Annotated in this window: 19 protein-coding genes and 3 pseudogenes; 12 read left to right on the top strand and 10 right to left on the bottom strand. The window is 68.1% G+C overall.

Going from position 1 to position 19,866, the window contains the following annotated elements; all coding sequences use genetic code 11:
• Nucleotides 1-37: 37 nt before the first annotated feature.
• Entirely contained in the window at nucleotides 38-835 is a 798-nt protein-coding gene (locus SMIR_RS21670; protein ID WP_211118734.1) for a bestrophin-like domain, read from the bottom strand.
• A 1,326-nt stretch (nucleotides 836-2,161) separates the two neighbouring features.
• A complete protein-coding gene (locus SMIR_RS21665; RefSeq protein WP_168492634.1) occupies nucleotides 2,162-2,389 on the bottom strand; it encodes a hypothetical protein in 228 nt (75 codons plus the stop codon).
• 109 nt (nucleotides 2,390-2,498) lie between these two features.
• Between SMIR_RS21665 and SMIR_RS21660 the strand changes: the two genes are divergently transcribed.
• Nucleotides 2,499-2,792, top strand: a complete 294-nt coding sequence (locus SMIR_RS21660; RefSeq protein ID WP_168492636.1) for a hypothetical protein — start codon at nucleotides 2,499-2,501, stop codon at nucleotides 2,790-2,792.
• Between the two features lie 203 nt (nucleotides 2,793-2,995).
• Nucleotides 2,996-3,219, top strand: a pseudogene (locus SMIR_RS43630) (ISL3 family transposase); the annotation flags it as partial.
• A gap of 407 nt (nucleotides 3,220-3,626) precedes the next feature.
• Here the strand turns inward: SMIR_RS43630 and SMIR_RS21650 are convergent.
• Nucleotides 3,627-4,361: a dienelactone hydrolase family protein gene (locus tag SMIR_RS21650; RefSeq protein WP_168492638.1), complete on the bottom strand. Its 735-nt coding sequence runs from the start codon at nucleotides 4,359-4,361 to the stop codon at nucleotides 3,627-3,629.
• A gap of 370 nt (nucleotides 4,362-4,731) precedes the next feature.
• On the opposite strand from SMIR_RS21650, the pseudogene SMIR_RS21645 reads away from it, so the two are divergent.
• The 3 genes and pseudogenes from SMIR_RS21645 to SMIR_RS21635 form a co-directional block, all read left to right on the top strand.
• Nucleotides 4,732-4,869, top strand: a pseudogene (locus tag SMIR_RS21645) (IS21-like element helper ATPase IstB); the annotation flags it as partial.
• A gap of 95 nt (nucleotides 4,870-4,964) precedes the next feature.
• Nucleotides 4,965-5,516: an SMI1/KNR4 family protein gene (locus SMIR_RS21640; protein ID WP_212727262.1), complete on the top strand. Its 552-nt coding sequence runs from the start codon at nucleotides 4,965-4,967 to the stop codon at nucleotides 5,514-5,516.
• A gap of 134 nt (nucleotides 5,517-5,650) precedes the next feature.
• Nucleotides 5,651-5,941, top strand: a complete 291-nt coding sequence (locus SMIR_RS21635; RefSeq protein ID WP_168492643.1) for a DUF4265 domain-containing protein — start codon at nucleotides 5,651-5,653, stop codon at nucleotides 5,939-5,941.
• A 274-nt stretch (nucleotides 5,942-6,215) separates the two neighbouring features.
• Here the strand turns inward: SMIR_RS21635 and SMIR_RS21630 are convergent, their stop codons facing one another.
• Nucleotides 6,216-6,425, bottom strand: a complete 210-nt coding sequence (locus SMIR_RS21630; RefSeq protein ID WP_212727261.1) for a hypothetical protein — start codon at nucleotides 6,423-6,425, stop codon at nucleotides 6,216-6,218.
• A 360-nt stretch (nucleotides 6,426-6,785) separates the two neighbouring features.
• Nucleotides 6,786-6,961 (bottom strand): annotated as a pseudogene (locus SMIR_RS21625) (DUF2000 family protein); the annotation flags it as partial.
• Here SMIR_RS21625 and SMIR_RS21620 point away from each other — a divergent pair.
• On the top strand, nucleotides 6,936-7,100 hold the full coding sequence (locus SMIR_RS21620; protein ID WP_168486601.1) for a hypothetical protein: 165 nt from the start codon (nucleotides 6,936-6,938) through the stop codon (nucleotides 7,098-7,100). The pseudogene SMIR_RS21625 and the gene SMIR_RS21620 overlap by 26 nt on opposite strands.
• 217 nt (nucleotides 7,101-7,317) lie before the next feature.
• On the opposite strand, the gene SMIR_RS21615 is transcribed toward SMIR_RS21620, so the two are convergent.
• Both SMIR_RS21615 and SMIR_RS21610 read right to left on the bottom strand, forming a co-directional pair.
• Nucleotides 7,318-7,620 (bottom strand): putative quinol monooxygenase, encoded by a 303-nt coding sequence (locus SMIR_RS21615; protein WP_168492645.1) that lies wholly within the window; start codon nucleotides 7,618-7,620, stop codon nucleotides 7,318-7,320.
• Between the two features lie 332 nt (nucleotides 7,621-7,952).
• Nucleotides 7,953-8,915 carry a carbohydrate kinase family protein gene (locus SMIR_RS21610; protein ID WP_168492647.1) on the bottom strand — a complete coding sequence of 321 codons (963 nt, stop codon included), beginning with the start codon at nucleotides 8,913-8,915 and terminating at the stop codon, nucleotides 7,953-7,955.
• Nucleotides 8,916-9,162: 247 nt separating this feature from the next.
• On the opposite strand from SMIR_RS21610, the gene SMIR_RS21605 reads away from it, so the two are divergent.
• The 4 genes from SMIR_RS21605 (at nucleotide 9,163) to SMIR_RS21590 (ending at nucleotide 13,234) form a co-directional block, all read left to right on the top strand.
• Nucleotides 9,163-10,179, top strand: coding sequence for a sugar ABC transporter substrate-binding protein (locus SMIR_RS21605; protein ID WP_212727260.1), 1,017 nt, complete (start codon nucleotides 9,163-9,165; stop codon nucleotides 10,177-10,179).
• Between the two features lie 128 nt (nucleotides 10,180-10,307).
• Nucleotides 10,308-11,303: an ABC transporter permease gene (locus tag SMIR_RS21600; RefSeq protein ID WP_168492651.1), complete on the top strand. Its 996-nt coding sequence runs from the start codon at nucleotides 10,308-10,310 to the stop codon at nucleotides 11,301-11,303.
• Nucleotides 11,300-12,136, top strand: a complete 837-nt coding sequence (locus tag SMIR_RS21595; protein WP_168492653.1) for an ATP-binding cassette domain-containing protein — start codon at nucleotides 11,300-11,302, stop codon at nucleotides 12,134-12,136. The genes SMIR_RS21600 and SMIR_RS21595 overlap by 4 nt, the downstream gene beginning before the upstream one ends.
• 75 nt (nucleotides 12,137-12,211) lie before the next feature.
• Nucleotides 12,212-13,234, top strand: coding sequence for a LacI family DNA-binding transcriptional regulator (locus SMIR_RS21590; protein WP_168492655.1), 1,023 nt, complete (start codon nucleotides 12,212-12,214; stop codon nucleotides 13,232-13,234).
• A 512-nt stretch (nucleotides 13,235-13,746) separates the two neighbouring features.
• On the opposite strand, the gene SMIR_RS21585 is transcribed toward SMIR_RS21590, so the two are convergent.
• Both SMIR_RS21585 and SMIR_RS21580 read right to left on the bottom strand, forming a co-directional pair.
• A complete protein-coding gene (locus SMIR_RS21585) occupies nucleotides 13,747-14,250 on the bottom strand; it encodes a hypothetical protein (protein WP_168501098.1) in 504 nt (167 codons plus the stop codon).
• Nucleotides 14,251-14,252: 2 nt separating this feature from the next.
• Complete coding sequence (locus tag SMIR_RS21580; RefSeq protein ID WP_248002960.1) at nucleotides 14,253-15,581, bottom strand: molybdopterin-dependent oxidoreductase; 1,329 nt, start codon at nucleotides 15,579-15,581, stop codon at nucleotides 14,253-14,255.
• A gap of 307 nt (nucleotides 15,582-15,888) precedes the next feature.
• Between SMIR_RS21580 and SMIR_RS21575 the strand changes: the two genes are divergently transcribed.
• Entirely contained in the window at nucleotides 15,889-16,332 is a 444-nt protein-coding gene (locus tag SMIR_RS21575) for a GtrA family protein (RefSeq protein ID WP_248002961.1), read from the top strand.
• A 54-nt stretch (nucleotides 16,333-16,386) separates the two neighbouring features.
• On the opposite strand, the gene SMIR_RS21570 is transcribed toward SMIR_RS21575, so the two are convergent.
• Nucleotides 16,387-17,124 (bottom strand): flavodoxin family protein, encoded by a 738-nt coding sequence (locus SMIR_RS21570; RefSeq protein ID WP_168492659.1) that lies wholly within the window; start codon nucleotides 17,122-17,124, stop codon nucleotides 16,387-16,389.
• Between the two features lie 196 nt (nucleotides 17,125-17,320).
• On the opposite strand from SMIR_RS21570, the gene SMIR_RS21565 reads away from it, so the two are divergent.
• A complete protein-coding gene (locus tag SMIR_RS21565) occupies nucleotides 17,321-19,012 on the top strand; it encodes an acetolactate synthase large subunit (protein WP_168492661.1) in 1,692 nt (563 codons plus the stop codon).
• Nucleotides 19,013-19,866: the final 854 nt, after the last annotated feature.

The raw sequence follows: 19,866 nt of genomic DNA, 5'->3' as shown, positions 1-19,866 counted from the left end.
CTGGACCCAGTCGTCGGCTACTGATCGCGCCCGTCCCCTACGGCCCGCCGTCGAAGAAGCCGGACTTCAGGTCCCCGATGACGGCGTCGAGTGGACGCCCACTGACGATGAACGGTCCACTCCAGGGCGCGCTGAGTGCGAAGAGCAACGCCAGGCTCAGCCCGACCACACTCGCAACACCTACGATCAGCAGTGACGTTCGCAGGCTGCTGCGGAAGACCAGTGCGCCGGAGTTCACGATCAAGGCCAGTCCGCTGACCACAAGCGTGACGACGTAGAGCGCGGGAACGTCGCGCGAGGCGGCCGCAATGCGGGCGCGACGACTACTGGTGACACCGTCCATGGAAACCACCAGCTCCGTGCCTGTCGGGGTTCCCACCTCGGAGCGGGCCGCCTCGGCGCGCACACTCCGCTCCAGCCGTGCGATCGCGCGTCCGGTGGCGGGGTCGTCACCGGACGCCGCTGCTGCAGCCTCCCACTCCCTGGCACGAGTGGTCTGCAAGTAGTCCAGCAGTGCCGCATGGATCGGCTCCGACTGGACTCGCGGACTTGTCGCCGCCCATGCCAGGCGGGAGGCCGCGGCCGCCTCGTCGCTCACCAATCCCTCGGCTGCGCGCAGGTAGCCGGCCTCGCTGGCCAGTGTGAGTGCCGCAAAGATCGCGAAGGCAGCGCCGAGTGTCGGCATCAGGGGTGTGGCGATCTGCGGCACCCGATCCCGTTCCTCGACCGGTACGAGCACCCTGACGCCGACCCGCGCCAAGGCCGCGACCAGTAAGGCCAGTAAGAGCCAGCCCACAACCAGCACCACCGCCGGCCGCGAGGTCAACCAGTTCACCACATCACCTACAGCGCGTTACCGCGAGCGCCCTGCGGCGGCGGCACATCGGCCCCCCGCGACCTGGAGCTCCTCGTCGATCACCTTTAATGAACGCTCCATGATCACAGGTCGAAGATCTTTGAAGCTCGCGACGCCCGGCACGGCATCTCGTTTCGTTGGTCAAACAGCCGAATACGGCCCAGTACGAGGCTGTACTGACAACGACCGCCGCGCCCCTCTTACTTTCCGTCTCATTCAGCCTCGTTCACCGTCGCTCAGCCGGGACCGGAAGCCGATCCCAATCCGGTGGTGAGCCGCCCATGAACGCAGGTGAACGCCCCCGTACACACACCCACACCCAACCAGCCCGGTGGGAAAGCGTGCACGAAGACGGACGAGTCAGTACTGGCGCTTACAGTCCAGGACATGACCATCAGACCATCTGTACGCTGGCGGGCCCGCGTGGACGACGAGGCAAGGGAACTCGCCTCCGGGGCGCGAGACCCGAGCGACGCCTTCTGGTCTGAACTCTTCCCTGAGTCACTGCTGACGGGGACGGACAAGGCGCTACACGCGTTCGAGTCCGATGTGCAGACGCTCCAGGACCAGGCCGACGGTCACGGGTCGGTCCTCACGGCTTGCTCTGGTCGACGAACACACCCCGACAGCGCGGCTGAGGCCGGTGGGGTGCAACGAGGCACGCGCGCGCCTCGTCGATCGGCGCACCCGCCGTCGTGGCTGACTGTCGTCGGCTGAGGAACAGACGAGCCCGAGCCCAGACGAGCCCGAGCCCACCTCTGAGGAGAAGTGCCCAGTCACCCGCCCGCGGCCAGCACATAGAGGGTGTGCATCCTGGGCGGCACGACGAATGCCGGCGGCCCGTACGTGAAGGTGCACTTCCGGCTTGAGATCGAAGACGACTGGCCCCCGGCGTCGGTGGAGAGTCTGTGGGCCGTCGACCAGGGCGACGGCACCGCACGGCTCGACAACACCCCTGGTTCGTTCAGGAAATCGCCTGCGGCGACATCGTGGAGGTCGAGCCCGACGAGGAGGACGTGTGGCTTTGTCGAGCAGTAGTGGGCTCTGGCTCTCGTTGTGTGGAGCGTGACGCTGCGTACACGACGTCGTGGGCAGCGCAAGGCTGTTGATGGCGCCGGGAGCCGCCGTTATCTAGTGGTCGCCGGACATCTGCGCAGTTCAGCGATGGTCTCGGTCGTTGAGGCACGTTAGGCACATCCTCATGCCGTCCGAGGCGAACCGTGGGCGAGGCCCGGGGCTATAGTCTGCGGCGAAAAGCGGGAGCCCGAGAGATCGCGTCGGGAGTGGGGGACTCATGACCTTCGACTACGGACGGGTCGCGGCCACCGCGGCACTGGCACTCGCAGCCTGTTTGGGCCTGGCGGCCTGCAACGACGGTTCCGGCCCGGCAGCGAGTGCGAGCGCCGCGGCTACGGCTGCCCGGAGTGCGTCGGGATCCGCAACGTCCTCGGCCTCGCCCACACCGACGGACTCGCAGGCGGTGACGGCATCCGCCAGCCCGACCGCGGTGGCGAGCACCTCTCCGGTCCCCACCGCCAAAGCGGTGGCCGGCGTCTCCCGGCCGACGGCAACGCCGAGCGCCGCCGCTGCCGTCCCTGCCGCGTGTAAGAACCTGGCGGTCCAGGCCGACGTGAAGTCTGCAGTGACCCAAACCTGGGAGCACGCCAAGAGGGTCAGCCACATCCAGCCGAAGCCCGGCAACTTCTACTACGGCAGCTGCGGCACCACGCTATACGCAGCCGTCCGCTTCGAAGCTGGTGCCGGCGCGACAGGCGACGACCGGGTCCAACTCCAGGACGAGGGCTCGGGCCTGCAGTCCTTCCGGTTCACCCCCAGCACCGGGTGGTGGTTCGTCGGCTCCGACGGTTATCCGGCCACCGATGACTGCTCGCGGTTCGCGCCCGTCGCCCTGGCACGCCAGTGGAACTGCTCCTGAACGGAGCCTCACCCGGCGGCCGAGCAGTGCGGCCCTGGCGGGGGTGCGGTTCTTCTTGACGGAGTCAGCCCAAACAATCGCGACCTCAGGATGTTTGAGGCGGATCCGGAGCAGCGGCTGGCGCCCGCGCGCCGAACCGGTCCCGTCCCCGTCCCCGTACCGTCCGTCCGGCAGGCAGGCAGGCAGGCAGGCAGGCAGAACGTCTACCGGCCTGGATCGCCCAGCTCATGACGATGCCCTGCCCAGCCTGCACCCCTTCGCATCCCACCTCGAACGCGACCTCGACGCCGTCGTCGCCGGACTCACCCTCCCCTGGGACTCCGGCGTCGTCGAACGACACGTCAACTGGATCAAGATGCTCAAGCGCCAGGTGTTCGGCCGGGCCAGCTTCGCTCTGCTCCGCAGGCGCGTCCTGCTCTACTCGTGAAGCGGAGCCGAATCCTCAACGAGTCCGAAGCCCTCCGGAAACCCTTCCAGGAACTCCCACCGAGCCGGATCCGTCTACGGGTACGTCGACATCAACATGGTCTCCCAGTACGTCAGCGAGATGAGGTCTGGCATCCCATCACACGCCTCAGCACGGTCGGTGAGCCCTCCACACAACGAGAGCCAGAGCCAGAGCCCGAGGAACCGACAGCACCTGTAGACGAGTTTGGGCAGCACTCGAAGCTCTGCAGAAATCGAACAGTTCATGACTTCAGGCAGCACGGGCCCCTGCCGGGAGTTCAGCAGGGGCCCACGGTGCAGAGAGCTGCGGAAGGCCGGGACCTGTCCTCGCTGAGCGGCATGCCGGCCGACGTCAGCTAGCGTCTGCTGCCGGTCCGACGGCCCGGCTCACTTCAGATGTCGGGTGAAGAACTGGGCCGCGGCGTCCCCCGCGAACTGCGGGACACCGGTGTGCCCGCCGAGATGGGCGTGCAGGGACTTCTCCTTGGAGCTGAAGGCGTCGAACAGGTCCAGGGCCGCCTGCCGGTTGTTCCCTTCGTCGTCCCACTGCAGCAGGACGTGCAGCGGAATGGTGACCTGCCGGGCCTCATCGAACATGGCGCGAGGCACGAAACTCCCGGCGAACAGAACGGCGGCCGAGATGCGAGGCTCGACCACCGCCAGCCGGATGCCGATGGAGATCACTCCCCCCGAGTACCCGACCGGACCGCCGATCTCGGGCAGCGAAAGGAGGGCGTCCAGGGCGGCCTGCCATTCCGGGACCGCCTTGTCGACCAGCGGGAGGATGAGGGCGTCGACGATCTGGTCGCTGACCGGCTCGCCGGCCTCCATCGCCCGGCGCAGGTCAGCGCGGGCCTGCTCGGCGGCGGGCCAACGGGGCCGGTCGCCGCTTCCGGGGAGCTCGATGGTGGCCGTGGCGAAGCCCTCCGCCGCGCAGTGCCGGGCCCGGGCCGCCAGTCGGGGGTACATCTTGCGCAGCCCGAGGGGAGGGTGGCCGAGCAGGAGCAGCGGCGCCGGTGCGGATGCCGATGCGGGTGTCCACAGGATGCCGGGGATCTCGCCGAGGGTGAATTCGCGTTCGAGGACGCCGTCGTCGAGGCGTTGTTCGGAAGTGAAGTCCATGGTCGTGCCTTTCGGGAGTGCGCTTGAACGGCGCTCCCGGACGACCTATCGCCCGACCGTGACCCCGGAGGGGAGCACCCATGTCGATACTGCGTTCACGGGTACCACCTCCTCGTTCTCTCGCACGGCCTCCGGAAAAGTAGCAGCGGTCGCCGTGGTCCGCCAACGGGTTTTTGCGGAGGCTCCGTGGCCGGATGCCACGAGGCACTGCGCAGAGCTACTTGGGGTGTCGTCGCGACTTCCCGAGTGGCCGCTCTGCGACGGCGGGGTGCACTGGCGCTGTCGTTTCTCGGTTCTGGCACAGATCTTGGGGAGCCGTCGCGGAGGGTGACGATGTCGTTCGATTGAAAGGGTGGTCACGAACCCCGGCACCTTCACCGACCCTCGGCTCTGCGCGGCCATCGTTGACCGCCTCGCCTTCAACGGCACCATCATCGAGACCGGCACCGACTCCTATCGCCTCGCCGGCACTCGAGCCCGGGCTGAGGAACCCGCCAAGGTCGGCTGAGTGCGATGGCTGCCGATCTCGACGTGAGCGACGAGGGGGTTGGACGAGGGGCTTGAGGGACATCGGAACGAAGACCGGTGCTAAAAGACTGTTGTATGTGGGTTCAGCGAGTGATCGAACTGACCGGGTGGGAGCCGCTCGGGATCTCCGTCGACTGGGCGGCGATCGAGGGAGAGCTGGGGGTTCCGCTGCCGGAGGACTACAAGGAGCTCTACGAGGCGTTCGGCGGCGGCGTCTTCAGTGATTCCGTCTACTTTCTGGGGCGCGACGAGGGCGTCGTGTTCGACTTCCTGACACAGTGGCGGGTCTCCCTGTCGGTCGACCAGGACAGCAGGCTCGGAGAGGTCTCCGCCCTCGATCCCTGTGCGATCTACGCGCCGGGCGGCAAGGGGTTGGTTCAGTGGGGCTCCACCGAATGGGCCGACGAGTACTGCTGGCTGATCGATGCCGAGCGGCCGGGCGATTGCCCCGTCCTCGCGCGGTCCGATGACGGCGGCTCATGGGACCGGTACGACATGTCCACCTCTGAGTTCCTCTACCGCGTCCTTGCCGATGCCGATTTTCGACCTTTCGGGATCGCGCAGTACGACCTCGGCACGACGTTCAAGCCCGGCTCCGGCGACCCCTTCGACGGCCAGCCGCTCTGACGAGAGGCTGGCCGTCCCACGTTCGTGGACACGACGGTGCCGTCGTTCCTCATCGAGACCCTGAGCCAGGTGATCACCAACTGGCTGCGGAACCGGTCGCCAAACGCTGTTCCCAGAGATCAACGAAGACAGTCGTGCGGTGGGCCGACGCCGTGGTTCGTGGCTCGGGGAACTGCAGCATTCGCCTCATCGTGCTGTGTGAGGGCGGCTCGGGAGCCGCACGGCAGAGCGTGATCAACGCGTTTCGGGAACTCGGCGTCGACGGCGAGGGGTTCGAGCGCTTCCGCATGGTCGCCCTGGACGTCCCGCCCACCGCCGATCTCGCCAAGGTGCAACGGCTGCTGAACCACGGAGTTGTCAAGGAGTGGTGGCACATGGAAAAAGGGTGCGTTACCGCGGAGTGGCGGGCTGCTTCCTCCGATTGAAGCCGACCATGGACTCCATGGCTGGGCCGTCCGAGGTCGCTCAACAGGGACCAACGACGACCGCTCAACCGCAGACGAGACCCGCCCCGAGCTGCGAAAACCCAGGCCACCAACATCCCCGGCAAGACTCAGGGCAAGAAGAAGCAACCCCTGACGATCAAGCCCCCTACCAGCGAAGACCCGCGGGTAGGGGGCGTGTCGCTGTGGACGCCGACCGGCGGTCAGGCTGCCGGTATCAGCGATCCCGCGATGAGGAAGTTCCGCGATCTGACGATCAGAAGGAGACGGTGACGCCGACCTGGTGGTACTGGCCGACGGCGTCCAGGACCCCGTCCTTGACCGCGCCGAACTGAGCCACGAGGTCCGAGCTGCTGGTCGCCGTGGGGCCGGCGGCGATGCCGACCTGCGGGCTCAGGCCGCCGGAGACGGTGTCGAGCTCGGCGTCAGAGATTTCAAGGGTCTGAACCTGGGGAGCGGAGTTCATGATGAAACTGCCCTTCGTATGGATGTTCCACAAGGGGGAGCGGCCAAGCTGGGGATAGCCGGTGGGCCGCGACCGCAGGCGCGCGCCATCCGTTTCCGGACGTCTTGGCGCGATCCCGGCGGCGCGAAGGATCAAATCACGGAGGGTGCCCGGCATCCAGTCGGTCGCCGCTCCCAGCACGGCAATTGAGACGGTCGGCTACTCATCCCTGCACGCACGCACACGAATTGAGGGCAGCTTCTCTACATGTAGCCCCGCACAGGAAACCGACAGCTATTGCCACGGCAGCCCCGACCAGGACAACTCCGTACCAATAGAACGCACCCGTGCCGCAGTTGCGCATTCGCTGTGCAGATTCGGTCACGTATGCATCCGCGCGCCCTTCCGCACCTTGTCCACCGCGTCCCGCGGCCCGTACACCGCCGGCTCCATCAGGTCCAGCTCCTCCGTCGGCACGGCCCGACGGCGGCACGATTGTCGCGGTCGTAGCCGGTCGCGAAGAGGTCGGAGGTGAAGACTGCACGGGGCCTCTGCCTGTACACAGCCACGGGACCGCCGAGCAACAACGTGAGGCTCTACGCGACGACGGTCCCGCCGACCGAGGGCAAGCAGGTCGCCTTCGTCGGTCTCCCCGACATCGAGCGGATACACATCTTCGCCGCCGCGATCAGCTGACCGCGGGCCCTGTCCTGCTCTGCCACGCCGGCCAGGCGCGGCAGAGCACGGCTGACCAGCAAAGCAGAGCGCGGCGGACCGTTCCTCCACAACCGCTCCGGCACCTCCACGACCCGGTGGTGCATGCACGCGTACAAACCCCGTCGACCCGGAGTTGGAGCAGCAGTTCGATCTTTCTGCGCTCCAGTTCCGGGTCGCCGCCGGTGTTCAGCGCCCGTTACGGATGCGTGGCCAGCGGATCGAGGAACGTCAGTACGGAGGCGTCCTCCTCGATCAACGGGGTGAGGGCGGCGTTGAACGGGGCACCGTACGGGGCGTCCAGGTGTGCCTTGAAGGCGTCCTCGTCCCGGTAGACCTCGAAGATCCAGTATCCGCGCGGGTTTGCCGCCTTGGTGTAGACGTCGAAGGCCAGGTTGCCTTCCTCTTCCCGCACCTTCAGGGCGTAGTCCCGGATCAGGCGGGCGACCTCCTCCTCCGCTCCCTCTCGGGCGGTGAACTCGGCGAGCAGGGTCTTCTTCACGGTTTCGTGTCCTTGTCAGTGAGCGGAGTCGAGGTGCCAGGCGACGGCGTTGCCCAGATTCACCGAGCCGATCCCTCGCATGCGGGCATGCCGGGTTACGCGTACAGGGCTCAGGATGTCTCCTTGTCCCCCGGCCATCCGCGCAGCGGTGACTGCGGCCCCGGCGTGGACGGACCGAAAGCCCCGGGCCGAGGCCGGCGTCCACGCCGCCCACCGGGGGTGTCATCGTCGACTTGTGTCATCGATGACATCGAGTGTCCGATTATGAAGCGCAATCCGGCCAGTGCGTCAATGGTTCGGGCGCGATTGCTCCGGTGCGGACCGACAGACCATCAGGCGTCGCCGACGGTCGCGAACCGCGCCAACTGGTTCGGCCACGGCGGGTTGGGGCCGGCAACCGAGCAGGTCAGGGCCGCGACCTGCGCGGCGAACAGGCAGGCTGCCTCGACATCGCCGAGACGCAGGTCCGTCAGCCTGCCGCCGAGGAGTCCGTGGGTGCCGAGGTGGTGCAGCAGTCCCGCGGTGAAAGAGTCACCTGCACCGACCGTGTCGACGACCGGCGTCGCCACCGCGGGCACCTGCACCCGCTCCCCGTCGAGTGAGGCCAGGGCGCCGTCGACACCGCGTGTGATCACGACGAGCCGCGTACCGGCGGCATGCCAGATGTCGCACGCCTGCTCGGGCGGTGTTCCGGGCAGGAGGAGTTCCAGGTCGTCCTCGCTCAGCCGCAGTACATCCGCGAGGGCGCACCAGTGCGCCAGCCGGGCGCGGTAGACCTCGGGGTGCACCAGGAGCGGGCGGACGTTGGGGTCGATGCTGATCGTGGCCCTAGGCGCGGCGGCAGCCAGGAAGTCCTCCAGCACGGCAGCTCCGGGCTCCTTGACCAGGGCCAGCGAGCCGGTGTGCACACAGGCGGTGTCGGCCAGGTCGACGCCGACCAGCTCCGCACTGGTCCACTGCCAGTCGGCGGTGGCCTGGGCATGGAAGGAGAACGCAGCCTGACCCTCGGCGTCCAGTTCGGCAACAGCCAGCGTGCTGGGCTCGGCGGCCGCGACGGCGTACGACAGGTCCACGCCGGACGCCTCGAGATGGGCCCGGAACAGGCGGCCGAACACATCGCCGGACAGGCGTGCCAGGAAGCGGGCCGGGGTACCCAGCCTGGCCAGGGCCACCGCCGTGTTCGCAGGTCCGCCGCCGGGCAGCACCCGCAGGGCGAGCTCATCCGGGGCGCTTGCGGGTTCGGTGAAGGCGTCCGCGACGCACTCCCCCAGGACGGTGATCTGGCGCGGGCTCATGGGCTGCTCTTCTCTCGGAATGCGCGGACAGAAACAAGCACGTCCCGGGCAGCCAGTGAACGGTTTCGGGCGGGCGACGGCCGCGGGCGTTGCCGATTTGTGACGGGCGCAAGGCATTGACGTTGCCGGGGAACGGAGTCCATCATCCTCGCCAAGCAGTGTCAACGATGACATAAGTCAACGATGACACCGAGGGACGGCATGCCCCGATGCCGGCCGTTCGCCCGCAATCCCGCAGGAGTCGTTCATGTCACGCATCTCTCGTCTGCCCTCCCCCTTGCTCAGAGCCGCTGCCTGCACGGGTGTCGCAGCCCTCGCCCTGACCGCCTGTGGATCCGGATCGGGATCGGGCACCACGAGCACCGGATCGGGCAGCGTCAAGGTCGGTCTGATCACCAAGACCGACACCAACCCGTTCTTCGTGAAGATGAAGGAGGGCGCGGAGAAGGCCGCCAAGGAGAATGGCGCCCAACTGTCCACCGCGGCAGGCAAGTTCGACGGGGACAACGCAGGTCAGGTCACGGCCATCGAGAACATGGTCGCCGCCGGCGTGAAGGGCATCCTGATCACCCCGAGCGACTCCAAGGCGATCGTGCCCGCGATCCAGAAAGCCCGCGCCAAGGGTGTCCTGGTCATCGCCCTGGACACCCCGACCGAGCCGGAGAGCGCGGTCGACGCCCTCTTCGCCACCGACAACCTCAAGGCCGGCCAGCTGATCGGCGAGTACGCCAAGGCCGCCATGAAGGGCAAGACGGCGAAGATAGCCGCCCTCGACCTCGCGCCGGGTGTCTCCGTCGGCGTCCAGCGGCACAACGGATTCCTGAAGGGCTTCGGCGCCACCGAAAAGGACGTCGTGTGCGCCCAGGACACGGGTGGCGACCAGGCCAAGGGCCAGACCGCGATGGAGAACTGCCTGCAGAAGGCGCCCGGCATCAACGTCGTCTACACCATCAACGAACCGGCGGCCCTGGGTGCGTACACCGCGCTGAAGGCCAAGGGCCGGGAGAAGGACGTCCTGATCGTCTCGGTCGACGGTGGCTGCACCGGCACCCAGGCCGTCAAGGACGGCAAGATCGCCGCGACTTCGCAGCAGTACCCGCTGAAGATGGCCGCCGAGGGCGTCAAGGCCGTCGTGACGTACGCCAAGGACGGCAAGAAAGCGTCCGGTTACACCGACACCGGCGTCACGCTGATCACCGACAAGGCGCAGGACGGGGTCACGTCGAAGGACACCGCCTACGGCCTGGACAACTGCTGGGGCTGAGCCGCTCACCCACCCCTGGCCGCCATTTCCAAACCCCTCAGCGGGGCGGCCGGCCCCACCTCCCCGACCGGGGACGGCCGCCCCCTTGTCCTCCCACCGGGACTTCTGTCTTCCGACAAGGACTTCGCATGACAGCCACGACCACGCCGTACGCCGAGCTCAAAGCGCCGACCACGGCCCGCAGACTGCTCACGGCACCGACCACCGGCCCTCTGGTCGCCCTCCTTCTCGCCTGCGCCTTCTTCGCCCTCTCGACCGACCAGTTCCTCACCGGCGGCAACTTCTCGCTGATCGTGCAGCAGGTGATGGTCGTCGGCACCCTCGCCATCGGACAGACCCTGATCATCCTCACCGCGGGCATCGACCTGTCCTGCGGAGCCGTGATGGCGTTCGGCAGCATCATGATCGCCAAGATGGCCGCCGAGGGCTCCCTGCCGCCGCTCGTCGCCATCGCGCTGGGCATAGCGGTCTGCGGCGGCTTCGGGCTGCTCAACGGGCTGCTGGTGCAGAAGATCCCGCTGCCGCCGTTCATCGTCACCCTCGGCATGCTCAACGTGGCGTTCGCGCTGACCCACATCTACTCCGAGGAGCAGACGGTCACCAACCTGCCCGGCCCGCTGACGGCCCTCGGGCAGACCTTCCCGCTCGGCCACACCGACATCACCTACGGCTCCCTGGTCACCATCGCCCTGTTCCTCCTGCTCGCCTACGCGCTGAGCAGCACCGGCTGGGGCCGGCACGTCTACGCCTTGGGCAACAGCCAGGAAGCGGCGCGGCTGAACGGTATCCGCACCTCCCGGCTGACGATCGGTATCTACACCGTGGCGGGTCTGCTGTACGGGATCGCCGCCCTGCTGCTCATCTCCCGCACCGGAGTCGGCGACCCCCAGGCGGGACAGACCGACAACCTCGACAGCATCACCGCCGTGGTCCTCGGCGGCACCAGCCTCTTCGGCGGACGCGGATCGGTCCTGGGCACCTTCATCGGCGTTCTCATCGTCGGCGTCTTCCGCAACGGCCTCCAGCTGATGGGCGTCGCCTCCATCTACCAGACCCTGATCACCGGTGTTCTGGTGATCCTCGCGGTGACCGTCGACCAGATCTCCCGGAAGAAGGCCCAATGACCGCCACCACTTCCCCCACACCCGTTCTGCAGGCCCGTGGTCTGGTCAAGCGCTACGGGCACGTCACCGCCATCGACGGCGCCGACTTCGACCTGCTCCCCGGCGAGGTCCTCGCCGTCATCGGCGACAACGGCGCCGGCAAAACCAGCCTGATCAAGGCCCTCACCGGCGCGGTGGTCCCCGACGCCGGCGAGATACGCCTCAACGGGGAGCCCATCACCTTCTCCGGCCCGCAAAGTGCCCGAGCCCACGGCATCGAGACGGTCTATCAGGACCTCGCCGTGGCGGCCTTCATGGACATCGCCTCGAACATGTTCCTCGGGCGTGAGCTCCGCCGTCCCGGCGTGCTCGGCAGTGTCTTCCGCATGCTGGACAAGAAGCGGATGCGGCAGGAGGCCGCCGAGCACATGGCCGACCTGAAGATCGGCCTGCGCTCGCTGACGCAGTCGGTGGAGACGCTCTCCGGCGGACAGCGGCAGGCCGTTGCGGTCGCCCGTTCCGTCGCCTGGGCCCGCAGCGTCGTCGTCATGGACGAGCCCACCGCAGCCCTCGGCGTCAAGGAGTCCGGTCAGGTCCTGGACCTCATCCGCCGCGTTCGCGACAAGGGCATGCCGGTCGTTCTGATCAGCCACAACATGCCCCACGTCTTCGAGATCGCCGACCGGATCCACGTCCACCGGCTGGGCCGGCGCGCTGCCGTGATCAAGCCGTCCGACTACTCCATGGCCGAGGTCGTCGCCATCATGACCGGCGCGCTCAGCATCGACGAGGCCGGAGATACTGTCGTAGCGGATTCCAAGGCCGCGAAGGCCGCCGGAGTCCAGGCCACCTGACGGCACAACCCAGCTCTCGCAGTTTCCGGCCGAGGCCGCGGCCGGAACCGAGAGCCCTCAGGAGACGGTTTCTCCATGGCAGCGAACCGCCGCCCCACCCTGGCCGACGTCGCCCGCGAAGTCGGCGTCAGCGCCAAGACGGTCTCCCGAGTCCTCAACGAGGACGGACCCGCCTCCGCGCAGACCAGGGAACAGGTGCTGGCCGCAGTGGCCAAGCTCGGCTTCCAGCCGAACCTGATGGCCCGCAACATCCGCGTCGGCGGCCCGGACACCACCATCGGCCTGGTCATTCCCGACCTCGCCAACCCCTTCTTCGGAGCCGTGGCCCGAGCCATTGAGGACACCGTCCGCGACCGCGGACTGACCCTGCTCATGGGCTCCTCCGCGGACGACCCCGATCGCGAACGCGCCCTGACGGACAAGTTCCTCGCCCGGCGGGTCAGCATCCTGATCGTCGTTCCGTCCGTCGGCGCGGACCACTCCCACCTCAAGTCCCACCGCACGGCGGGACTGCCCGTCGTCTTCCTCGACCGCCCCGGAGCCGGCCTCGCCACGGACAGCATCGTCAGCTCCAACCGCGCCGGAGCCCACGACGGCGTCGCCCACCTCATCGCCCACGGCCACCGGCGCATCAGCTTCGTCGGCGACCTGCCCCCGAAGCTGTACACCCGCCGTGAACGTCTGGCCGGCTACCGCTCCGCGCTGCAGGAAGCCGACATCCCCTACGACCGCTCACTCGTCACCAACGCCCACGACCAGCAGGGCGCCGAGGCCGCGACCGCCCAACTCCTCGGCCTGGCCGATCCCCCCACTGCCCTGTTCGCCGGCAACAACATCATGGCGCTGGGCATCGTGGCCGAACTGGCCCGCAGCAAGCGCAAGGATGTCGCCGTCGTCGCCTTCGACGACGTAGCGCTGGCCGAGGCACTCGAACCGGCCCTGACCGTCGTCGCCCAGGACGCGGAAGAACTCGGCAGAACAGCGGCCACCATGGCGCTGGCACGACTCGACGGCGACCGCTCCCGCGCCCGCACCATCACCGTTCCCACACGACTGATCGTCCGAGGCTCGGGGGAGCAACCCGTGCCCAAGCCATAGGCGGCTTCCCCTGTCCAGGCAAAACTCCTACAGCGGGTGTCGCAGGTTCGAATCCTGCCGGGGCATCATTCACTATCTCTCTGACGCGTAAATACGAACCGGCGTGGGCATAACCGCAGGTAGCTGACCTCGCCTCCTGCGTTGCCACCCCGCGGCACGGTGTTGATCAAGGGCTACGGGGCGTTCGTCCTGCCCATTTACCCGTCCCACGGCGGGCGGCGAAGCCGCCCTGGGTCGCTGACCTGGGGTTTCTCTCCCAGTCAGGGGTCCTGCTCGGCCTCGGACGTCTCGTCCGGGGCCGTTTGCGTGAGCGGTGTGCTCGGTGTCGTAACCGCCCGGCTGTTGCTGACCCACACGGTCGGCGTACCACCGTGGGCCGCTCGTGCCGGCAGTGCACCGGCATTCGGATCCGGCGCCCGTCCACCAGCCGCAGATACACCGGTCCGCGGCCGGGTCGCAGGGCAGCGCGTAGGGATCCTCGCCGACGCCGTACAACTCGTCCTCGTCGGTCGTCACGGTGTGGCCCCATGACCTGTGGCGGGTCGGTTCTCGTCGCCGCGGCCGGCCCGCCGGACGCGGCGAAGCCTGAGCGCGAGGGCCACTGCGGAGGCGGCGAAGAGCACGCCGGTGATCGCCAGCCATCGACCGAGGTAGACGTCGTAGGACAACCCGGTGTCACCGGGGTAGGGGACCGCAAGTCGGAAGACGAGGGGGAACCAGACCAGCAGGAGCAGACCGGACAGGAAGGCGGGGACGCGCAGGTAGTTGATCCACGGCACCGTCGGTCCGGCGGCAGCGCGATGCCGTAGTACGGAGAGGGCCGACAGGTCGGCCAGCGAGTACAGGGGCAGCAGGATCAGGTCGTGGAGGATGGCGGCACCGACGAACCAGATCGCCACCTGCAGCGGCTGTACGGCGAACAGACGCACCATGGCGTAGCCGGTGAGGGCGAACGAGGCGATGAGGACGAGAAAGTGCAGGGGGCCTGAGCCGTACCAGCGGACGAATCGTGCCATGGTCACGCCCTGAAGGTGAGCCGGTGGACCCACTTGGTGTTGTTCACGCCGGGGTTGGCCGGGACGATGATGCGGGCCGGGTAGCCGTGGTCGAGTGAGAGGTCCGCGCCGTTGACGCGGAGGGCGAGCAGTGCTCGGGGGTCGCGGATCTGATTGCCCCGCAACACCACCCTGGTGAAGGGGCCGGGGGGTTGGATGGATTCGACCAGAACGCTTCCGGCGGCGGACATGCCGGCCATGGCGGCGAGGTCGACCAGCCGGAGGCCGCTCCAGTGCTGGTCGTCGGTTGACCATCCCTCCACGCAGGCGATCGGCAGTGCGGCGGCATGCCGGGGCATCGCCAGGAGCTGCTCGCGGGTGAAGATCAGTGGCTCTCCGCGTCCGTGGATCTCCAGTCGCCAATCCGGTCCGACGAGCGCGGGCGTGACGCCGACGGCCGCCGCCGTCTTGTTGATCTGGAAGCTGCTGGGGCCGCTGCCCGGATCGCGGTTGTGCGGTGCGAGGAGAGCGGTGCCGCGCAGCCGGCCGCCGATGCTCTGGCCGGCGGTCACGGCGAGCAGGAGCAGCGATCCCGCTCCCACCATGCCCACCGCGCCGCGGCGCGTCATCGTCGGCGGGGCGGGAGCGGCTGCCACCAGGCCGTCGGGGTCGGGTGGTTCGGGCAAGGTGTGGGCGAGGTCGGTGCGCAGTTCGGCGCCCGGGCTGCGAGAGCGCAGGGCCCGGGTCATCCGGCCGAGTCTGAGGCACACGTGGACGACGAAGGCGGCGATGAACACCCAGGCGCCGTAGAAGTGCAGGCGGTAGAACGAGCCCGGGAAGACGTAGTAGAGCTGGATGTTGAAGATGCCGGTGACGAACTCGAAGATGACCCCGCCGACCAGCGTCAGCAAGGACAGCCGCTCCAGGCCATGGGCGACGGAGCGCACCGGCAGCCACTCGAACAGCTTCGGGATCACCGACCACAACTTGGCCAGCAGCACCGGCACCAGGACCACACCCAGCGTCACGTGCACGCCCTGGAGCAGTCGGTAGAGCCAGTACGGGTGCGTGGGCCAACTGAAGAGGTAGAAACCCAGTACGCCCTTGTCCGGGGTCTCGTCGTTGAGGGGGCTCAGCCCGGGGTTGTAGGCGGCGTAGGAGAGCAGTCCGGTGATGAACAGCAGCGGGATGCCGATCAGCAGCACCAGGCCGAACACCGAGGTCAGCCAGGGCCCGCGAATCGGACTGCGCCAGAACCCGGGGCGGAACGGACCCGGCGGCGGGGGCGTCCGGCCGATGCGCCGCGCCGCCGCCCGGGTTCGCGTGGTGGCAGCCGCCAGAGCAGCCTCCACGCGCTCACGCCACGCCCGCGTGCGGTCTCCGTCCGATCCCCGACGTTGCGACTCATCGGATGGAGCCGGCCCCGACGGCCGTCCACCACTTTTCATCGGCCGTCTCCTCCAGTCGCCGAGCAGCCCCCATGACGGGGCGATCCCATGCCGCGACCTGTGCCTGACGAACAGGACACTCACAAGCTGACACAGGCCAGGGCGGCTGTCCGGCCCTGAGGTGCATGCGGGTGTCTGTCACCGGCCGAACGGTCGAAGAACTGCTTCAAGTGGTCCCCCGGGTCCCCGGGTCCCGGCTCATGATGGACAGGTGCGACGCCTCAGCGCAGGGCACGGCGCCTCCGACCGACCCGGCCGCGCCACCCTGACCAGGCAGGTTGGCTGGTTCGCCATGATCGGCATCGCCTCCACGGCGGGTCAGGCCCTGCTGTACTGGGTGCTGCGCCACTGGTCGCCTCCTCTCGTGGCCAATCTGGCCTCCCTCAGCGTCGTCACCGTCCTCAACACCGAGGCGAACCGGCGGCTGACCTTCCGCGGCTCTCCGGTCCGTGCCGTCCAGGCGCACCTGGCGGCGGGCGTCTTGTTCGTCCTGGCGTACCTGGTCACGTCCGGAGCAGTCCTGCTCTTCCGCCACTACCGGCCCACCGCCTCACCCGCACACGAGACCCTGGTGCTGGTACCGAGCTTCGCCCTGGTGACGGTGGTGCGCTTCACCTTGCTGCGTCTGGTCGTCTTCGGAGGCCACCACCGCTGAGTCCCTCACATCGACGTGCCCGGCACACCGCCAGGAGACCGAACGCGTGAATCCCTAGCGGTGCTCGGGGTTCTCGTAGTCGCGGCGGCAGCCGGCGTCCCAGGCGGTGCGCTGGTTGCCGTAGGCCGGGATGCCACCCAGGTCCTTCAACGCCCGGGCCAGATGCAGCAGGTTCCAGGTCATGAAGGTGGTGTTGCGGTTGGTGAAGTCGTTCTCCGGACCGCCCGAGCCGGGATCGAGGTACGAGGGGCCGGGACCCGCCTCACCGATCCATCCGGCGTCGGCCTGGGGTGGGATGGTGTAGCCCAGATGCTGGAGGCTGTAGAGCACGTTCATGGCGCAGTGCTTGACTCCGTCCTCGTTGCCGGTGATCAGGCATCCGCCGACACGGCCGTAATAGGAGTACTGGCCGGCGTCGTTGAGCAGGCTGGAGCAGGAGTAGAGGCGTTCGATCACCTGCTTCATCACCGAGCTGTTGTCGCCCAGCCAGATGGGGCCGGCCAGCACGAGAATGTCGGCCTCCATGACCTGCTGGTACAGGTCCGGCCAGACGTCCGTCTCCCAGCCGTGCTCCGTCATGTCGGGCCACACACCGGTGGCGATGTCGTGGTCCACCGCCCGTACGACATCCACGTGCACTCCCTGCGCGTCCAGGATGGCGGTGCACCGGTCGATCAACCCCTGAGTGTTACTCGTCTCCGGCGAGCGCTTGAGGGTGCAGTTGATCACCAGCGCCCGCAAGTCGTCGTACCGGGCCGGCGGCGCGTCGGTAGCGGGCGACGAAGTAGTCACACGGTCCTCCCAGAGCCCTTGCGCCACGCGGCGCGCGGCGGCGATTCCGTGTCCAGCGTGCGGGCCGTCCCTGGCAGCCGCCACCACAACTCATCCGAACAGCCCGGGCGAGGTGGGGACGTAGGTACCCGAACGGCCGCCTCGCTCGGCTGCTGATGAGTGGCCGGGGCCGGCGGAGCGTGCCTACGTTCGTCTCATGGGTACCGAAGGATCGACCGATGCGCGGACCACGGCAGCGGTGGAGGACGTCGCGCACCTGTTGGTGCGCTGTCTGCGGGCCGAAGGCGTGGAGTACGTCTTCGGAATCCCCGGCGAGGAGAACATCCGGTTCGTCGACGCGCTGAACGGCTCCGGGATCCGGTACGTCCTGGTGCGCCACGAGCAGGCTGCCTCGTTCATGGCGGAGATCTACGGGCGGCTGACCGGCCGCGCCGGGGTGTGCTCAGCCACGCTGGGACCCGGCGCGATCAATCTGCTCCTCGGTACCGCGGACGCCATGACCAACAGCGCGCCGATGGTGGCCCTGGCCGCCCAGGGGTCCCTGCGGCGCATCCACAAGGAGTCACACCAGATCATCGACCTGGTGTCCATGTTCGCTCCCGTCACCCAGTGGGCAGCCCAGATCGAGTGTCCGGACGCGGTGCCGGAGATGACGCGCAAGGCGTTCAAGACCGCCCAGAGCGAGCGTCCCGGCGCCGTGTTCCTGGCGGTGCCGGAGGACATCGAAGCGGAGCGTCCCACCGAGCCGCTGGCACCCCTGCAGATCGATGCGGTGCGCGCCGACGCGCCGTCCCCCTCCCAGATCGCGCGGGCGGTCGAGGTGCTCACCGCCGCGCGGCACCCCGTGGTGCTGGCGGGCCACGGCGCCGCCAGAGCCGGGGCCTCGGCCGCCCTGGTGCGGTTCGCCGAACGGCTGGACATCCCGGTCGCGACCACGTTCCACGGCAAGGGCGTCTTCCCCGACGACCACCCGAACGCCCTCGGCACGGTCGGCTTCATGCGCCACGACTACGGCAACTTCGGCTTCGACGCGGCCGACGTACTGATCTGCGTGGGCTACGAGATCCAGGAGTTCGACCCGGCCAAGATCAACCCGAACGGCGACAAGCGGATCCTTCACGTGCACCGCTTCCCCGCTGAGGTCGACGCCCACTACCCGGTGGCAGTGGGCGTCAAAGGGGACCCCTCACAGGCCCTGGACGCGCTTGCCGCAGCACTGCCCGACGGACTCACCTACGACTCGGGAAGCAGCGAGAAGATCCGTACACTGCTCGACGAAGAACTCCAGTACGGACGCGACAACGACGCTTTCCCTCTGGTGCCGCAGCGCGTGGTGCACGATGTCCGCACCGCGCTGGACCGCCACGACATCGTGCTCGCCGACACCGGCGCCGGAAAGATGTGGATGGCCCGCCTCTACCCGACCTACGAACCGGACACCTGCCTGGTCTCCAACGGCCTGTCCACCATGGGCTTCGCGCTGCCGGGTGCCATCGCCGCCAAGCTGGCCCGGCCGGACCGGCGAGTCCTGGCGATGATGGGCGACGGCTCGTTCCTGATGAACTCCCAGGAACTGGAGACCGCCGTCCGCGAGCGCGTCCCGCTGGTCGTCCTCGTCCTGGTGGACCAGGAATACGGCCTGATCACCTGGAAGATGGAACTCGAACTCGGCCGCCACAGCCACACCCGGTTCACCAACCCGGACCTGGTCGCCTACGCCGCAAGCTTCGGCGCACGCGGCTACGCGATCGAAGCCGCCGACCAGCTGCTGCCCGTACTGCGCCGCGCCCTCGACGACGACACGGTTTCCGTGATCGCGTGTCCCGTCGACTACTCCGAGAACCTGCGCCTGACCGACAGACTCGGCAGTCTCCACGGCCCCTTCTGACGCGTCATGACGTGCAGTCGTCCCCCTCTTTCCGTCCGTCCCAGACCCCGGGCGGGTTCGATCAGCCGACTGAGTCCCCGAAGGCGGGTGTACATCAGCAACCTGACCGGGTCGACCATGTGGTACCAGTCACCGCAGACGTTCAGCGACCCCGTCACCGGCAGGTACCGCACCGCGACGTCCTCGTGGCGGGCCAGGCCCGACGACTTCAGCATCGCCTCCTCCGGACGGCCACCCGACGCTCCCCGGACAAAGGGCCTTGAATCGCAGACGGGGCGGGCCGACGTGCCGCGCATGGCGTAATGAGCCACTGCGGCGACTTCCCAGGTCACCTCGTGCGGTCGAACGGGCCTTCGCGCGTGCCCGATGCGTGAGCGGACTGTCCGACACATGGCGTGATGCGCGGGATCGAGCACGAAGCCGCGTGGTGCCGACCAGGTGAAACAGCACCACGCAGCAGCGCCGGACACCACCTGGCAAGGATTCGATCCCACTCCTGGCGGGTGTCACAGGTTCGAATCCTGCCGGGGGCACAGCGAGAAGGGCACCTACGGATCGCCGTAGGTGCCCATTTGCATACAGGTCTGACGACCGGCTCACCCGACACCCTGCTGCCGATCGACCGGTCGCCGCGGACCACAACGGGTCCCCCGAACAGAGGCCTCCCGTCGTTACTGAAGCCATTGGGCCGTTCGAAGGAGTTGAGGCAGCGAGACAGCCAAGAGTGTCACGGACTGTCAGCTGCCCTTTTTCCTGCTCTCAGCGTGATTCCAAGCCAGGACAGAGCCGACACCGAGTCCCCTCCCCAGCGTCAATGGCCCATACAAGGGAGAGTTACGGATATATCTGCACTT

The sequence above is a fragment of the Streptomyces mirabilis genome, from assembly GCF_018310535.1.
Classification (GTDB): Bacteria; Actinomycetota; Actinomycetes; order Streptomycetales; family Streptomycetaceae; genus Streptomyces.
The sequence above is the reverse complement of the archived record's forward strand: the minus strand, read 5'-3'. Positions and strand labels throughout refer to the sequence as shown.

Coding starts and splice junctions, on each gene's coding strand:
- SMIR_RS21650 (WP_168492638.1), bottom strand. CDS start 4,361: ATGGACTTCACTTCCGAACAACGCCTCGACGACGGCGTCCTCGAACGC.
- SMIR_RS21640 (WP_212727262.1), top strand. CDS start 4,965: ATGTGGGTTCAGCGAGTGATCGAACTGACCGGGTGGGAGCCGCTCGGG.
- SMIR_RS21630 (WP_212727261.1), bottom strand. CDS start 6,425: ATGAACTCCGCTCCCCAGGTTCAGACCCTTGAAATCTCTGACGCCGAG.
- SMIR_RS21610 (WP_168492647.1), bottom strand. CDS start 8,915: ATGAGCCCGCGCCAGATCACCGTCCTGGGGGAGTGCGTCGCGGACGCC.
- SMIR_RS21605 (WP_212727260.1), top strand. CDS start 9,163: ATGTCACGCATCTCTCGTCTGCCCTCCCCCTTGCTCAGAGCCGCTGCC.
- SMIR_RS21600 (WP_168492651.1), top strand. CDS start 10,308: ATGACAGCCACGACCACGCCGTACGCCGAGCTCAAAGCGCCGACCACG.
- SMIR_RS21595 (WP_168492653.1), top strand. CDS start 11,300: ATGACCGCCACCACTTCCCCCACACCCGTTCTGCAGGCCCGTGGTCTG.
- SMIR_RS21590 (WP_168492655.1), top strand. CDS start 12,212: ATGGCAGCGAACCGCCGCCCCACCCTGGCCGACGTCGCCCGCGAAGTC.
- SMIR_RS21585 (WP_168501098.1), bottom strand. CDS start 14,250: ATGGCACGATTCGTCCGCTGGTACGGCTCAGGCCCCCTGCACTTTCTC.
- SMIR_RS21565 (WP_168492661.1), top strand. CDS start 17,321: ATGGGTACCGAAGGATCGACCGATGCGCGGACCACGGCAGCGGTGGAG.